Here is a 16,985-nt window from a genome sequence, read left to right as displayed (position 1 = left end):
TGCTTTTTGTTTAACCGCGAGCCCATCGGGCCGCGTCACCTTCAAAAACGCGTGGGGCGATGCCCACGCGGTTAAACCAAAAACTGTTTGCTGGGTACATTAGTCCTCTTTGGCAACGCGTTTTTGTGCCAACAACCACTCATAGAATGCGGGGTTGTTGTAGGTTTCGGTCCACGAGTCGTGGCCCGCTTCGGGATAGATCGTCAGCTTCGGCTCTGCTCCTTGCCGCTTTAATGCGTCGATCATCGCCTGCGTTCGCTCCAACGGAACCGCTGTATCTTTGGCACCGTGGAATGCCCAGACCGGGACGTGTTTGAAGTTCCTTGTCGAGCGAGGTTCGCCGCCGCCGCAGATCGGTGCGATCGCGGCGAAACGATCGGGACTGAACGCCGCCAAGCCCCAACTGCCAAAGCCACCCATGCTCAAACCGGTCACATAGACACGGTCTTGATCGACGTTTTGCGTCGCGATCACATCGTCTAACAACGCCGTCAATTCAAACTCTCGCCACCAGCGACCTTTGGGGCATTGAGGCGAGACGACGATAAACGGAAACTCCTTCCCCTCTTCGATCAAGCGAGGCGGGCCGTGCATTTTGACAAGGTTCAAGTCATCGCCACGTTCACCGGCTCCGTGCAAGAACAGCACCAGCGGCCACGCTTTCTTCTGGTCGTAGTCTTGCGGCAGGTACAATAGATAATCCATTTGCACCTCCACCTTGGCGTCCAGATGAACGGCAGCTTGCTCGGCAGCGTCGGCGGCAGCGGGAACGACAAGACAAACAGCACCGCTGACAACGAACAGTAGAGAGGTCAGAAAACGCATCGCGAGTTAGCTCCATCGAGGTTGGGAAAGCGATGTATTGTAAACACCCGCCGTCGGCCGATGCTACAAAATCGGCGACGCGATCCACCACCGATCGGCTACGATTCGTCCGACTTTCGTCGCGCCGCCCGCTTCGCTTCCAGCAACCGCTCGGTGTAGCTCTTCTCTTCTTTTTGTGGTTCCATGCTGGCTGGAGTTCCCGCCGACGGTCGTTTTGTCGACGTCGTTGCGGCAGCGGATGTCGAGCCGCCCGGCGTCGGATCGCCTTGCGGTTCGAACCGCGTTGCCGAGCGGCGGCGATCGAGTTCCTCGTTGATCTCCAGCTTGCGGCTGCGCAGCGCTGCCATCCTCTGTGTCTGTGAGTTCTCCGCGTCGTTGGTTTGCCCGCGACGGGAGGCCAGCAAGCGGCCGATCCAACTGAAATCGATCGCCACGCGGCGGATGAAGACATCGCCCAGGAAGATGCAGCACCCGGCCAACACAAACAGCGGCCAGACGTCGCGGATGCTGCGGGCATGCGCCAGTCCGCCGCGGAAGGTGGCGTGATCGGTCAGCGCCGCGATGCTCGACTTTTCCAACGGCTCGGTCAACTGGCCCGCTTCGCCTCCGCTCGGCTCGGTATCGGCGAGCGCCTGCAACAACGCCTGGTTCACCGTCCGGACGCGGAACTCACTGCTGTAGGGAACGGTCACGCCTTGCGACAGCGGTGCTTCGCCGGCGGCTGGCACGACGTTTAAGAAATAGCTGCCCGATTCATCCGCCGCAAATTCACCGACGTAGCGCCCCGGCGCGACCTGTCGCATCTGCAGCGGCAGCGGGCTGAGATCGGGGCCGATCGCCGAGGCGTTCATGTCGAGAAAGTTGAGGAAGTCGTCCTCTTTGTCGAGCGCTTCGACGACCACGCGAACGCGGCCATCTTCGACTTTGGTCGCCATCGTAAACTTGCCCGTGTCGCCGCTGGGACGCATGATCCAACGGACCAACTGGCTGTAAAACTTGTCGTACCCATCCCACTGCGGCCAATCGGTTGCCCATCGCTTGCCGGTGTCGGTTGTCATCACCGCAGCGCGGCCCAGTCCGTAGGTCCAGGCGGCGAGAATCGTTTGGTTGTCGGGCTGTTCGGGCATCGGCGAACGGATCAAGACCTGAGCCAACGGACTCTGTTTGATTTCGGTCAGCACAAATCCGGAGATCGGCGGCAGTGGGCCGTCGATCCCTTCGAGGACCGAATGCCGCAGGGAGATCTGAGGCGTGGCGCCGCCGGGCGGTTCGTAGACCAGCGGACGCGAGACGCGACGCGCTTCGCGTTGATAGATTTTGGGAAGCGCTTTGGGGCTTTTGGCTTCGTAATATTTGCCGCCGGTATCTTTGGCGATGTCGCGCAAACGATTGCTGCCGATCGTTCCGTGCGATGCCACCGCGACGGTGCTGATCTTGATCCCCGCGTTGGCGAATCCGCGGATCGTTCCGCCGGCCGCCGGGCTGGGATCGCCATCGCTGATGATGATGCAGTGTTTCAGAGCGGCTTGGTTGGCGTTCAGTGCCGCCAACGTCATCTGCATCGCGGGATCGAACTGTGGCATATCGCCCGGCGTCATCCGGCTGACCGCTGCCAACATCGATCGGCGATTGCCACGGCCGACGGGCAACAATCCCGCTCTTCCGCCCCATAACCATTGGTCGCCGCCAGCGGCCCAGTGGATGATGCCGCAATAATCGGCGGGGCCAAGCGCTTCGATCGCGCTGCGTGCGACCACCTTCTGCCAGTGATTCCCTTGAGCCATTTCCGAGGCGTGCATGATCATCGCCAACGCACCGATCGCCTGCACCTTGGTGTTGCGGATCTGGAAATCGACAGGCATCGCCTCTTCAAGCTTCGTTCCCGCCCAACCGCCAGCGCCGAAGGCATCGGGACCGCCGAGCATCAGCAGGCCGCATCCGAGCTGTTGCGTGTTGCGGACGAGCATCTCGATATGATCGTCGTCGAACCCGCTGATCGAATCGGCATCCTCGCCGCTGGTCCGCGGCACGCCCGCCATGATCACCGCGTCATAGGCCTGCAGTTCGGCCATCGACGTAAACAGATTGTTGCTGGGCATGACGACGATCTCGATGTCCGCTTTGCGCAGCGTCTCAATCATCTCGCGATATTCGTCCGGCCTGGCCCAATCTTCGATCAACAGCACGCGTCCCTTGCCGCGAACGTACGTGTAGGCCGACGCCTCGTTGTTCTGGCTGACCGCATCGCTCGCTGGATCGTCCGGGACAAATCGGGCTTTATAGGTATAGGGAGCCGGTTGGTCGATCGTGTGACGCAGCGGAAAGACAGTCGGTTTGTCGGGATCCAGCGTGATCGGTTCGTTCAGCAGCACCTGTTCGTCGCTGCCCAGTTTGCGAGTCACCTCCAACCGCCCCGGGATCGGTACCTTCGATTCGCCGCTGGGAGAATAGTTGTTGATCACCACGCGGGCTTCAAACGGTTGGCCGCGACGAATATCGGGAGGCAGATCGATCTTTTCGACCAGAACTTCCGACGTCGCATCCAACTGGACCGGAACGACATCGATCCCGATGCCAGCTCGGGCGATTCGCGATGCCAGCTGACTCGCGTTGCCGAGGTTTTCATTCCCGTCGGTCACGATCACGATCCGCCGCGAGGTGTCATCGGGCATCGCCGCCTGAGCCAACTTCAGCGCCGCCTCGAGATTGGTGGCATCCTTGCGGCCAAGATAACTTTCCAAACGACGGAGATCGGGAATGTCGTCGTCAAACGGTGGGATCTCGACCGCCGCCTCTTTGCCAAAGACGATGATTCCCGCCCTGTCGGCGCGAGCCGTGTTGCGTTGGGCGGCGACGTTGCGGATCACGTATTGCAGCATCGCATCCCGTTTGGCGGCCGGAATGCTCTCGCTTTGGTCCAAGAGATACATGACCGTCATCCGGTCGTCGGTCCAGACGAACTGAACACCGGCCAGCGCTAAGACGATCGCCGCGGCCACCAGCGTTCGCAACAGCAACGCAAAAGTCCGCCGAACCGGCCCCAGCAGCGCCAATCCGCGATAGCTGGCGAGCCAAAGCACGGGGATCAATACCAGCAGGGCCAAGTAGCCGGGATGCTCAAAGCCAAGCCGAAGGCCAAACATGATGGATGTTCCTTGATCGATTCGTGTCGTCCATTGATTCGCTGACGATCGGTGGGAACAACCGCTGCCAAAGCTGCACCCCACCGATAGCCTCGTGATTGTATCGCGCCGCAGCGTCCCGGTCACACTCTAGTGCAACTCACTGCTTCAAGAACGCCTGAGGAAATGGCAACATAAGGTCTAGGCAACTGGGGGAGCTTGTATGATGACGCTGCCGAGGTGTTTGGCGTTCGACATACCGATACGTCGTCGTTAACGGCACTGAACCAATCGCTCGGATCGGCGATCGGCACGTCGCGCGGTCGGATCAACTACAGCCTGGGCGTGCAAGACGTCGCCAACGTCAGTTTCTCCAGCTTCCATCCCGGTGGCGCCCAGTTCGCACTGGCTGACGGCAGCGTCAAGTTCGTCACTGACACGGTCGATTTCAGTGGCAATGCGGCCCAAGAGAACACCGACCCTGCGTTGGTCAACAGCGTCTTCGAAAAGATGATCGCTCGCGATGACGGCCAACCGTTTCAAATGCCGTAACCTACGTGGCGGCAGCGATCGCGATCATCCTCTTGCGGGTGCTCGGCGATCGACGATTGCAAACCTCGACAGCGGACCGAATCGATTCGGCCCGCTGTTTTTCGTTACCGCTGCGGCTTGACCTGCGTCGGCTTGCTTGCAAATCGCGACAGATTCGATAGCGTATAGACCAACGATCACAGCGTATCCCACCCCAAATCCAACGAGCCCTTCATGTCGTCACCGCGTCTTGCCCTCCACTGGCAAATTCTTCTGGGCATGCTCGCCGGGCTACTCTTTGGACTGCTGGCGTCTCACTTCGGCTGGACCGAATTCACGACGAACTGGATCAAGCCGTTTGGGCAGATCTTCGTCAACATGCTGAAACTGATCGCGATCCCCTTGATCATCACCTCGCTGATCAAAGGCGTCTCCGATCTGCAGGACATCTCCAAATTTTCGCGGATGGGCGGTCGCACGATCCTGTTGTATCTGTGCACCACCATCGTCGCGGTCACGCTGGGGTTGGTGGTTGCCAACGTGGTCGCTCCGGGACGTTCGATCACCGAACAGACCCGCAACGATCTGCTGGGGAGCGCCGATGGCGGTTCCGGCGGCGAAGGGCAATCGCAACAGATCGACAAGATCAAAGCCGAGGCGGCGGCGACCAAGTCGCAGGGGCCGTTGCAACCGCTGGTCGACATCGTCCCGGATAACATCTTCTCCGCCTCGTCGTCGAACCGGAACATGTTGCAGGTGATCTTTTTTGTCGTCTTCTTTGGAATCGGTCTGATCCTGATCCCAAGTGAATCGGCCAAACCGGTCAAAGATTTCTTCGATGGCTTAAACGAAGTGATCCTCAAGCTAGTCGATCTGATCATGCTGGCAGCCCCCTTTGGCGTCTTCGCGCTGTTGAGTGCATTGATCGTCGACGCCCCGGGGTCGGACCTTTTGATCGCCCTCTCGGTCTACGCCTTCTGCGTTCTGCTGGGGCTGGGCCTGATGGCGTTTGTCTTCTATCCAGCCTTGGTTGTGATCTTCACCGGCCGCAGCTATGTCTCCTTTTTCCGTGGCATCTCGCCGGCCCAACTGCTCGCCTTTTCGACAAGCTCCAGCGCCGCGACACTACCGGTGACGATGGAACGCGTGCAGGAGCATCTGGGCGTCGACGAAGAGGTGGCCAGTTTTGTGCTGCCCGTCGGAGCGACCGTCAACATGGACGGCACCAGTCTTTATCAAGCCGTCGCCGCGATGTTCATCGCTCAAGCCTATAACATCGACATGACCCTCGGCGATCAAGTCACGATCGTCTTGACCGCCACCTTGGCTTCGATCGGTTCCGCTGCCGTGCCCGGTGCCGGGATGGTGATGTTGGTGATCGTGTTGGGTGCGATCGGCGTTCCCGAAGAGGGCCTGGCGTTGATCTTCGCCATCGACCGTCTGTTGGATATGTGCCGGACTACCGTGAACGTGACCGGCGACGCGACCGTGGCGATGCTGATCGCCAAGAGCGTCGGCATGCTTCACGATCCACCCGAAGACCACGATCCGACCCCGAGCGAAGTTCTGACGAAGGAGCAGCCGCAATGAATCAACCCGCCGACAACGCAGCTGTCGAAATCGTGCAAGCTCCCGATTCTCCCGCGATGGACGCCTTGTGCGATCGCCTGCAGACGCTCGCCGACCAGACCGACCGCAGTGGCGAGTGGCCCGCGGCGCAGTTGCAACTGTGTGCCGCGGCGGGAGTCTTTCGTTGGTTTATGCCGACCACCGCGGGCGGGTTCGGATGGTCCGACGCCGATCAAACGCGAGGTTATCTGCGGCTGGCCGCGGCCGATCTGACGACCACGTTTATCATCACCCAACGGATGGGAGCCTGCCGCCGGATCGAAGGCTGCGAAAACGAGGCCCTTCAAAAACGCTGGCTGCCGCCGCTGTTGGATGGCAGCCAATTTGCGACGGTCGGAATCAGTCACCTAACGACCAGCCGTCGCCATCTGAGCACGCCGGTGTTGCGAGCCGAAGCGGCCGGCGACGGCTATCGCTTGTCGGGTTACAGCCCCTGGGTAACGGGGGGGGCGCATGCGGATGTGATTGTTGTGGGAGCGACGCTCGACGACGGCCGGCAATTGTTGGCAGCCGTCCCAACCGATCGCCCAGGCGTTGCCGCGCAAGCCGGTATCCCGTTGGTGGCTCTTTCGGCCAGCGCGACCGATCGCGTCGATCTGCAAGATGTCGCGATCGGCCCCGACGATTTGATCGCCGGACCGATCGAAGATGTGATGAGTCAAGGCGTCGGCGCGGGGACGGGCGGTCTGCAAACGTCGACTCTGGCGATTGGACTATCGAAGGCCGCTGTCGATTTTCTGACGGCCGAGGCGCAACAACGCGATGCTCTACTTCCGGTCGCCGAGCAACTGCAGACCGAGGTCCGCAATTTAGAAGTCGATCTGTTGAGTGTCGCCAGCGGCAACCAGGTCTGTTCGACTGCCGATCTTCGAGGCCGGGCCAATCGGTTGGCACTGCGAGCCTCTCAGGCGGCGTTGACGGCTGCCAAAGGAGCCGGCTTTGTCCAGGGACATCCCGCCGGCCGATGGTGCCGCGAAGCACTCTTCTTTCTGGTTTGGAGTTGCCCGCAACCGATCGCCAACGCGCACCTGTGCGAATTGGCGGGGATCGAATAGAGCGACGAGAAAAGCCGCGGCACTTGATGCCGCGGCGGTATCTGCATTCTGCTTCGGCTACGCAGATTCTGGCATCGCATCGATAGCGATCATCCATCGCAACTTGCCTGCCGACGGGCGGATCAATTGCGATGGGAATTCCGACGGAGCCTGTCGAGCGCCCCAGACGTGTTGCAGCGCTTCGCGTTTCCCGGCACCACCGATCAGGAACCAGACGTTGCGAGCGGAATTGATCGCCGGAGCGGTCAGCGTTTGCCGGAAGGTATCAAACTTTTCAACCCAGTTTTCGACAAACAAACGGTCGTTGGCGTCGATCGCTGTGGTTTGCGGGAAGAGCGACGCGGTGTGCGCGTCGTCTCCCATTCCCAGCAGTACCAGGTCCCACTGGAGCGAATCGCCGCCGAACTGCGTCTTCAACGTCGCTTCATATTGAACCGCCGTCGCCGCGGGATCGGCTGGATCGATCGGCACGCGAAAGACGTTCGCCTCGGGAATCGGCACGTGATCCAACATCGCCTCGCGGACCATCCGGAAATTGCTGTCGTCGTCCTCGGGCAACACGTTCCGTTCGTCTCCCCAGAACAATTCGATCTTGGCCCAATCGAACGCCTGCTGGTTCTCGGCCATCAATCGATACAGCAGCTTCGGCGTCGAACCGCCAGCCAGCGCGATCCGGCAGACGCCGCGAGCGGCGATCGCGTCGCAGCACAGCGGAATCAGGTCGTCGCAGGCTTGGCGGCTGATGCTGGCGATGTCGTCAAAAACTTCGAGCGATCCGAGCGTCGGTTTAGTCATAATTTCGTTAGGTCCTGAACGTCAATGAAGAATCGATTCGCTTCGCTCTGAACACGGAGTGCGAAGTGGGAGTCGATGCGAATGTTTGCAATCGGCGCGACCGGAAGGTCGCGGAACACTCCGTATTTAAGTCGCATTTTTGCAACGGCAAAAGATACATCAACCTCCCTAAGCAGGTATTTGCCAGAGAGGTAGGCGTCTTTCGTATTTCGGTTCGCCGCAATCTGCAAACGTTTCAAATCTGTCTTGCGATTGTGGCCGCGCGACTAGACGTCGGTGCGGCGGCGGGGGGCGGAGGATTTGAACAGTCCCGAGCTAGCGGGAGGAGCGGCGGCGGCTGGGGCGGGGGAATCGTGTCGCAGGGTTTGGCTGCTTTGGCCATGCGATTCGGCGGCGTCCAAGTCGCCCAGATATTCGGCTTGCACCTGCGGGTGGCGCTTGACGACGTCGGGTGTTCCATCGACCAACACTTGGCCTTTGGCGATCACGTAACATCGGTCGACGGTACTCAAGATCTCGCGGGCCGCGTGGTCGGTGATCAAGACGGCGATCCCCGAATCTCGCAACTGGTGGATCACGCCTTGAATCGATTGCACGGTGATCGGATCGATACCGGCAAACGGTTCGTCCAGTAGGATGATCCGCGGGTTGGATACGAGACAGCGGGCGATCTCCAGTCGGCGGCGTTCGCCACCGCTGAGTTTTCCGCCACGCGATTTGCGAATGTGGGTGATGCTGAATTCGGTCAGCAGTTCCTCACAACGGGCCTGCCGTTGCTTGCGGTTGTGCCCCAGTAATTCCAACAGCGCCAGGATGTTCTGTTCGACTGTCAGCTTCTTGAAAACGCTGGAGTCCTGCGGCAGATAGCCCATCCCGCCGTCGCGGGCGCGGCGAAACATCGGCCAATCGGTGACCTCTTCGCCGCCCAGGCAGACACGACCTCGATCGGGATCGACCATCCCGCAGATCATCTTAAAACTTGTCGATTTACCGGCACCGTTGGGGCCCAGCAGGCCAACGATCTCCGCTTCGTTGACGTGCAGGTTCACACCGTCGACGACTTTGCGGCGACCATACGTTTTATGAAGATCGATCGCTTCGAGAATCGCTAGTGACATGTTCGGCATCCTTGCCAATGGAGTTTGCGGAGTTCAACGTCGCAGCGCGTCGTCGGGGTTCGACGGCGCGGGGATCAATGGATCAATTTCATGCGGCGAAAGTTAGGCGTGAAGGGGACCGGCGTATTCCAGGGGTGAGGCCAGAAGACGAAGACCGCTTTGCCAACCAACAAGTCGCGAGGAACAAAGTGCTTGCCGGTCCAGCCCCGGGCATCGGCACTCTCGGGACTGTTGTCGCCCAAGGGGAAATATTGTCCTTCGTCCATCGTGTATTCTTGCGAACGGCGAGCGGCCCACAGCTTGGTCGTGCCCCAGTCCTCGGGATTTCCCAAGATGCGGCCTACGCTGCGCGGGTCGTTGGCGACGCCGTGATCGCTTGAGTAATCATTAAACGCACTGCCGTAACGCGATTGCTTTGGCAACGCGATGTAATATTTGTCGCGCAACACGCGAACATGGTTCAGCGTCGCGGCGACGCCCGAGACGCCGATCGCCAACGGAGCACCATCCAATGGATTTTCGGCGGTCCAATACGGGCGATCCTCTTCCCGCGTTCGATAGCTGCGGCTGTCGTAGGTCGTTGGCCGATCGAAAAGGACCTCGTCGCCATCGATCCATAGCCGCAGTTCGTCGTCGTAATTGCTGAAGCGAATATCGATCCGATCTCCCGCGCGCGCTGTCGTCTGTCCGACGGGTGACTGCAGCGCCGTTGGATCGTCGCTGGCCTTTCCGACTGGCGGATCGAAGGGATGCTGTTTGTCGCCGTCGACAATTTTCAGCGTCGCGTCGCCGGAGGTGAGGTCGATCGTGCAGCGATACTCGACGCCCGCGCGGACCAACATTAGATCGAGAGCACCTTCACCCGGTTCGGTTTCGATGTCGATCTCCATCAACAGATCGCCAACCCAGTGGGCGCCCATCCGACTGTAGGCTCCCTGTTGCACATCGCCAAACTGCGAAAGACTCTGCCCCGAACGATACGAGCTGAGGAACTGGCCCTGTTCGTCGTAGACCTTCCAACGCGGCACGGTCAGGTAGCCGTTGTAGGCGTAGAAGTCGGTGATCGGCAGCACGCGGTAGGGGCGGGCGTTATCCAGTTTGATCCCGTTGCGGGCTTTGTCCCACGCATCGGTGCCGGGCCAGTCGTGATAGTACCGCAGCCAACGCGTCTCGGATTGGCCGGCGTCCAGCTTGGCTGTCATCCCGCCGGTGTCGGCTCGCGTCTTCCAAGAGTCCTCCGGCGGCGAAGTCGCTCCCTCGTCCCAGGGTTGCCAACGCAGCGGCCATCGCGCGTCCAACAATTCTTTCGCCTGGTGCGCCGAGTCGTGGACCAGGTGGCTCATCGACAACAGCTTGGAGAGTTGTTGCTTGCGAGCGATCTTGAAATCTTGCGATCCATCGGGGCGGATGTAGAGATCGCCGTTGGTGATCCGGACGGTTTCGTTGGGCAGCCCCACGATCCGTTTGATGTAATTCTGTTTGGCGTTGCCAGGATTCTTGAAGACGCCGACGTCGAAGCGTTCGGGTTTGCCAAACGCATACGAAAACTTGCTGACCAAAATTCGGTCGCCCGAGAAGGTCGCGTCGTTTGGGTTCCCCTCAAGATCCAGTGGCGTTTCGGATCGACAATTGGGACAGATCGTGCCAACAACCACCATGCCGGTGTTGCGGTCGGGCAGCTCGAGACTCGCCCCGGTGCGATAATTCTCACCGCAGTGCGGGCAATAGATATCCTTGTGCGTCCCCATCAACGTCGGGGCCATCGAACCTGTCGGAATCACGAAGGCTTCGGCGACAAACGCGCGGAACAGCAGCGCCAAGATGATCGCCACGACGATCGATTCTACCGTCTCGCGAAACGATTGATTTGGTTTCGCATCGGCGGTCTCGCTGTCGCGAGCCGATCGCTTCTTCTTACTCAATGCTGCATTCATAGTGACTTCCGCTGGATGATCCGTTGGCCGGTAGTGTAACGGAAGTGGCAGTTTAGAGAAACTTGAATTCTCGCGCGGCCTGCGACGTGCTAGCTAACAGGCCGTCGATCCAAGATCGATGCGAAAAAAGGCTGTCGCCCCCAATCATTCGATCGGGGCGACAGCCAAGTTTGGATCCGCCGGCGATGCCTACGCCAGCGGTACTGAATCGCCTGGGATTATTCCAAGATCATGTCGTCGACGGTGTGCTGCGTCGGGATCATCGGCAACACGTGCTCTTGGTAAGGAACTTCGACATCCAACAGATAAGGACCGTCGTAGTTGATCATTTCCAAGAGGGCTCCTTCGAGGTCGCACTTTTTGCTGACCGTCGCCGCACCGCAGCCGTATCCCTTGGCGATCCCGACGAAATCGGGATAACGCTTCTGAGCGTAAGCGAAGCGATCGACGTTGCTCTTACCGCGAGCTTCTTCGTGATCGATCGGGCCCAAGTAGGTGTGGGCGCGGTTGCGTTCGTTGAAGCGATCCTCCCACTGAACCACCATTCCCAGGTGCTGATTGTTCAGCAACAGGACCTTCACGGGCAGCTTTTCGCAGAAACAGGTCGCCAGTTCCTGGATGTTCATCTGGAAACTGCCGTCGCCATCGATGTCGATCACCAACGCGTCGGGGTTTGCCGCTTGAACTCCCATCGCCGCTGGCAGACCGAAGCCCATCGTTCCCAATCCGCTGCTGCAAGCCCAAGTTCGCGGCTTGTTGAACTGGAAGAACTGAGCCGCCCACATCTGGTGCTGCCCAACGCCCACCGAGACATAGGTGTCGCGGTCTTTGGTCAGGTTCGACAGCGTGCGGATGGCATGCTGTTGCAGAATGCCGTCAAACGATTCGTCGTATTTGAAAGGATACTTGGCTTTCAGGGCCTTACAGTCGGCGACCCATTGGCTGATGTCGGTGGGTGCTTCGACGATCTTCAGCAGTTCGTTCAGCGTATCGGCAACGTCCGCGTTGACTGGGATGTGAACCGGTTTGTTCTTGTTCAATTCCGAAGCGTCGATGTCGACGTGAATGATCTTGGCGTGCTTGGCGAATTCGGCCAGTTTGCCGGTCACGCGATCGTCGAAACGAACGCCCAACGCGATCAACAGATCGCAATCGCGAACGGCATAGTTGGCGTAAGCCGATCCGTGCATGCCCAACATGTCCATCGACAGTTCGTCCTGGTTCGGGAACGAACTGAGTCCCATCACGGTCATCGTGGTTGGGATCCCGGTTTTGCGAACCAGTTCGCGCAACTGAGGGCTAGCACCTGCAGCGATTATGCCGCCACCGGCGTAGATCATCGGTCGCTTGGCCATTTTGATCGCCGCAGCGATTTGGCGCACCTTTTCGGGAGCAACCTTTGGTGCTTCGGCAAAATAGCCGGGCAGATTCATCTCTACGTCTTCTTCGACGCTGATCGACGCCATTTGAACGTCTTTAGGCATGTCGACCAAAACGGGGCCCGGACGGCCGGTGGTCGCGATATGGAACGCCTCTTTCATCACGCGAGGCAGATCTTTCAGATCGGTGACCAAATAATGATGCTTGGTGATTCCGCGGCAGACTTCGACGATCGGAGTCTCTTGGAATGCGTCGGTGCCGATCACGCCGGTCGGAACCTGGCCGGTGATCGCAACCATCGGAATGCTGTCGAGCTTTGCATCGGCAAGCGCGGTGACCAAGTTGGTCGCTCCGGGACCGCTGGTCGCCATCACAACTCCGACGCGGCCGGTGCTGCGGGCGTAACCTTGAGCTGCAAAACCGCCACCCTGCTCGTGTCGCGGCAGAATTGTGCGAACTTCGGTCCCGAATTTCGTCAGCGATTGATGCATCGGCATGCTGCACCCGCCGGGATAGGCGAACAGGACGTCGACACCATGATCCACCAGCGATTTGACTAGGATATCCGCACCTGTCATCAGCTGTGATTCGGATTTGGTGCTAGCTGTACTCATCTAAAACGTCTCGCTCATTTGGGGGTGTAGTGGTCTGTTCGAACGAACTGGCATTTACACGAAGTCATCAAAACATCGAATCTATGCGACGCGCAGGCAGATCGCCTGCTCGGTCAGTTTACACAATGATTCTTGATTTGGAGAGGGCTAATGCCGGTCAATCTCAGCAGGCATTTGACTCCTGCCGACGCGATTCCCAATGCGCCGGTGACTCCGAATTGTCCGAAAGATGGAACGGACAAGCATTCGCCGCGAAGGGTTCGCCATGTTCGCTGACGTTCTTGCCGTCGCCGCCGGCGGTGCCATCGGTTCCTCCTTGCGATTCCTGGTCACACTGGCCGCCGCAACCGCCTTAGGGCTGGGTGCCGCCGGAACGATCGCCGTTAACGTGCTGGGCTGCCTGTTGATCGGCGGCCTGGCCGAAGCGACGATTCTGGGGACCAGCATGCCCGATCGCCTGCAATTGGCGATTCGCGTGGGGCTTTTGGGTGGCCTGACCACCTTTTCCACTTTCGGCTACGAAGCGGTTGTCTTCGCAGAAAAGGACGGATTCGGACCCGCCGCCGCCTATGTGACCACCAACCTTGTGCTGGGTATCGGAGCGGTTTGCCTGGGGATTTTTGGCATCCGAGCCCTCTACACCTGAGCTATCGACAGCTCTCGAACAAGTTCATTCCAACCACTCGTCAACGATTCAAACAAGTTCATGACTGCAAACGCACCGATTCAACAGACCGCTGTGACTTCGGATCCATCGCTTGCGCCACAGCATGCGCAACCGGGGATCGCCGCCGCTTGGCACGCCCAGCGGCCAAGCCGATCCCCGCGATCGGTTGTTCTTGTTTTAGGGCTGCTGGCTGCAGTTTTTGCACAACCGCAGCCTCCGCAACTGCAGGCCGCCGATCCGCCAGCGACGGAAAAACGGGAGAGCTTGCGCGATGATGCCTCCTTGCGGAGCATCTGTTTCATCGATGCCAAGCAGGGATGGGCTGTCGGGGACCGTGGCGTCATCTGGTATACGCCCGACGGAGGCGAACATTGGTTGGCGCAGGACAGTGGCGTCGGTTGCCGGTTGGACTGTGTGCAGTTTATCGATCCGCAACAGGGCTGGGCTGCGGGCGGTTGGTACGAGAGCGATACGCAGATCAGTCGTGGCGTGTTGCTGCAAACCCAGGACGGCGGCAAATCTTGGGAGCGTCTGGAAAACGAACTGCCTCGTATTCGGCAGCTGCAATTCACCTCGCGGCGGACGGCGATTGCCGCTGGCGATTGGTCGCCGGTCCACTTGGGATCGGTCTTCATCACCTACGACGCCGGCCGTTCGTGGCAACCGGTTCCGCGATCCGAATCCCAAGCGATTCGATCGATCGCGATGGCCGGCGGCGCGATGTTGACGCTGGACCGATCGGGGATGCTGTTTCGCAGCGACCGACCCGAAGCGCCGGCCGATCCGGTCTTCTCCGATCGTCGGATGCATTGCATCACAGCAACGCCAACCGAACAGTGGACGGCAGGTCGATCTGGCGCCGTTGCGTTCAGCCGCGATGCGGGACTCAGCTGGCGACCGCTGAACCGGCAAGCAACAACCGTCGACATCAGCCGCTACGATTTTCAGTGCCTGGCCAGCGGCGGCAACCAGGTTTGGATGGCGGGCGTTCCGGGAGACAAGATCTTTCGCAAGACAGCTCAAAACGAAATCGTTGCCGTCGGCAGCGGGATCACCGCGCCGATCCACGACTTGCACTTCCTGGACGATCAAAAGGGATGGGCCGCGTGTGGAATGGGAACGATCTTGCACACCGCCGACGGCGGCCTGACATGGCAGACGCAGCGTGGCGGACCGCGTCGCGCGGCGGCGTTGTTTGTCAGCCGCGAGGCCCGCGAACTGGCGTGGTCGATGATCGTCTCCAACTCGTTGGAACAAGGCTATCGTTCGATGGGAGTGATCCACGATCGGGCGGGCGAGCGGTTGAACGATCCGCTGCAACATTCCGCCGACGAATTGACGATGCAGGGATTCAGCGATGTCGGCGGATGCGAGGTGCTGGCGATCCAAGACGATGCCGATCCGCGAGCGTATCAAGCCGCGATCGACCAGGCGCTGCAAACGGCTCAGCCGGCAGTGGTGGTTTTGAGCGATGATCTGACCGCCGAACAGCGTACCGCGTGGTTGCGAGTTGCCACGGCAACGCCGACTGTCGAACGCGTCTTTCACGTCCAGCGTGGCGAACGAGGCGACGTGGTTGTGCATCCGTCGGCGATCCTGCCCGCTGCGGGAGCGGTCGTTGGCGAGGAATGGGGCGACGTGCTGTCGGTCCTCTCTCCGGGCGAGACCGACGTCGACGTGATGGTCGCCAACCGCTTGTTGGATCGCGAGGCGAGCGTCCAGTCGATCGAATCGCTGCTGCATCGGTTGCCGATCGGTGCCGGTGGGCTGGCGCGTCGTTTGCCGCCGCATGGCAGCCGATCGCAATTGGCGGGACTGCAACCGCGGACTCGGCACGCCGAATGGATCAAACATTTGATCGACGCCTGTTCGATCGCCGACGATGCGAAAAGTCTATTCTCTTCGCGATTAAAGCAACTAACGAAACAGATCCGCCCGTCGGATCGGCCGCGATTTATGCGTGGTTTGGTCCTGCAATGCCATCGCTACGGCGAACCGGCCCTCTATCGCGAGGCGCTTCGCGAGACGGCGGCGTTGGTTCCCGAGAGTCCAATCGGTCACTGGGCCGATCTGATGTTAGCGTCGATCGATGCCAGCGAGGAATGGACGCGGTTGCCGCGGGGACTCAGCCAAACGGCCAGCTTTGCCAATCGCGGACAACGCTCTTCCCCCGTCGCGTATGGATCTCCTTTCGAGCAATCATCGCCGGTCATATTGGCTAGCAGCAACGACGAGCAGAGCGGACGAAAGATCCGCGAAACCGAAACTCCCGACCTGACCTGGCGTCAGCATCCGATCAGCCTGTTGTCGCAAGTCGGCGTGCTGGGCGAATCAGCTGGTCCGGCACTACTCTCCGGCCTGGAACGATTGTCGACGGCGCCAAGCGCCGGCCCTTGGCAGGCGCTGGCTCGCGACCAACTGGCCGCTCGACGGGGAGCCTTAAAACCCGAAGCGATCCGTGCTCCCTACAGCCCCCATCCGCCCGTATTGGATGGTCGGCTGGACGAAGCGTTCTGGGGGCCTATCGATATCGAGGTCCCCGCGCCGCAACCGCGAGTCGCTTACGATGCCGATTACATTTACATCGCGATCCCAGGCGGTTTCCCCGGCAACGAACCGAGCGAACCGGCGGCGTTGCGTCAGCGCGATGCGGACCTCGATGACGTGCAGCGGTTGAGTTTACAGATCGATGTCGACCGCGACCTGTTGACGACTTACCAGTTGGAGATCGATCGCAGCGGCTGTTGCCGCGATACCTGCAACGGGTTTGCGCAGTGGCAACCGATGTGGTTTGTCAAAACGACAGATCACGACGGACGTTGGAACGCCGAACTGGCGATCCGCCGAAAAGATCTCAGCAGCCTGCCGGTAGCTCCCGGCGATGTCTGGTTCGTGCGTTTGAAAACGTTACAGCCAAACGAAGTCGCCGATTCGCCGATCTCATGCTCGCCCACCGGTTGGCAGGCGTTGGCGTTTGAGTAGCGGCGTCGCGGTCGGGTAGGCGTCGGTGTTTGAGTAGCGGCGTCGCGGTCGGGTAGGCGTCGGTGTTTGAGTGCCTGGGGCTGGCGCCGCCAGGCTTTATGCGATCGCCGCTCCGCGGCTGGTGCGTTTGTTTGTAAATCGGATGCGCGTATGCCTGGGGCATTTGCCGGCCTGGGGCTCGCGCCGCCAGGCTTTATGCGATCGCCGCTCCGCGGCTGGTGCGTTTGTTTGTAAATCGGATGCGCGTATGCATGGGGCATTCGCCGGCCTGGGGCTCGCGCCGCCAGGCTTTATGCGAGCGCCGCTCCGCGGCTGGTGCGTGTTCCTTGAGAT

Annotated in this window: 11 protein-coding genes; 5 read left to right on the top strand and 6 right to left on the bottom strand. The window is 60.1% G+C overall.

The features are described from left to right. Positions 1 to 99 precede the first annotated feature (99 nt). On the bottom strand, positions 100 to 825 hold the full coding sequence (locus tag CA51_RS08260) for a carboxylesterase family protein (RefSeq protein ID WP_145119510.1): 726 nt from the start codon (positions 823 to 825) through the stop codon (positions 100 to 102). Positions 826 to 923: 98 nt separating this feature from the next. Continuing rightward, positions 924 to 3,968, bottom strand: a complete 3,045-nt coding sequence (locus CA51_RS08255) for a VWA domain-containing protein (RefSeq protein WP_197451687.1) — start codon at positions 3,966 to 3,968, stop codon at positions 924 to 926. 198 nt (positions 3,969 to 4,166) lie between these two features. Between CA51_RS08255 and CA51_RS08250 the strand changes: the two genes are divergently transcribed. From CA51_RS08250 to CA51_RS08240, 3 genes are all read left to right on the top strand, one after another. Continuing rightward, a complete protein-coding gene (locus tag CA51_RS08250; RefSeq protein ID WP_145119508.1) occupies positions 4,167 to 4,499 on the top strand; it encodes an H-X9-DG-CTERM domain-containing protein in 333 nt (110 codons plus the stop codon). Positions 4,500 to 4,712: 213 nt separating this feature from the next. After that, on the top strand, positions 4,713 to 6,068 hold the full coding sequence (locus CA51_RS08245) for a dicarboxylate/amino acid:cation symporter (protein ID WP_145119506.1): 1,356 nt from the start codon (positions 4,713 to 4,715) through the stop codon (positions 6,066 to 6,068). Further along, complete coding sequence (locus tag CA51_RS08240; protein WP_197451686.1) at positions 6,065 to 7,162, top strand: acyl-CoA dehydrogenase family protein; 1,098 nt, start codon at positions 6,065 to 6,067, stop codon at positions 7,160 to 7,162. Before CA51_RS08245 ends, CA51_RS08240 begins: the two co-directional genes overlap by 4 nt. A gap of 57 nt (positions 7,163 to 7,219) precedes the next feature. Here CA51_RS08240 and pgl read toward each other — a convergent pair whose 3' ends face one another. The 4 genes from pgl to ilvB all read right to left on the bottom strand — a co-directional run bounded on the left by pgl (position 7,220) and on the right by ilvB (position 13,003). Then, a complete protein-coding gene (gene pgl, locus CA51_RS08235) occupies positions 7,220 to 7,957 on the bottom strand; it encodes a 6-phosphogluconolactonase (RefSeq protein WP_145119504.1) in 738 nt (245 codons plus the stop codon). Positions 7,958 to 8,223: 266 nt separating this feature from the next. Continuing rightward, complete coding sequence (lptB, locus tag CA51_RS08230) at positions 8,224 to 9,075, bottom strand: LPS export ABC transporter ATP-binding protein (protein ID WP_231746066.1); 852 nt, start codon at positions 9,073 to 9,075, stop codon at positions 8,224 to 8,226. A gap of 74 nt (positions 9,076 to 9,149) precedes the next feature. After that, on the bottom strand, positions 9,150 to 11,009 hold the full coding sequence (gene lepB / locus CA51_RS08225) for a signal peptidase I (RefSeq protein WP_145119500.1): 1,860 nt from the start codon (positions 11,007 to 11,009) through the stop codon (positions 9,150 to 9,152). 218 nt (positions 11,010 to 11,227) lie between these two features. Next, on the bottom strand, positions 11,228 to 13,003 hold the full coding sequence (ilvB, locus tag CA51_RS08220) for a biosynthetic-type acetolactate synthase large subunit (protein ID WP_145119498.1): 1,776 nt from the start codon (positions 13,001 to 13,003) through the stop codon (positions 11,228 to 11,230). A 265-nt stretch (positions 13,004 to 13,268) separates the two neighbouring features. On the opposite strand from ilvB, the gene CA51_RS08215 reads away from it, so the two are divergent. Then, entirely contained in the window at positions 13,269 to 13,649 is a 381-nt protein-coding gene (locus CA51_RS08215; RefSeq protein WP_197451684.1) for a fluoride efflux transporter FluC, read from the top strand. Positions 13,650 to 13,709: 60 nt separating this feature from the next. After that, positions 13,710 to 16,652 (top strand): YCF48-related protein, encoded by a 2,943-nt coding sequence (locus CA51_RS08210; RefSeq protein WP_145119494.1) that lies wholly within the window; start codon positions 13,710 to 13,712, stop codon positions 16,650 to 16,652. Positions 16,653 to 16,985: the final 333 nt, after the last annotated feature.

The sequence above is a fragment of the Rosistilla oblonga genome, assembly GCF_007751715.1.
In the GTDB taxonomy this organism is placed as follows: domain Bacteria; phylum Planctomycetota; class Planctomycetia; order Pirellulales; family Pirellulaceae; genus Rosistilla; species Rosistilla oblonga.
This window is presented reverse-complemented; position numbering and strand designations above follow the sequence as displayed.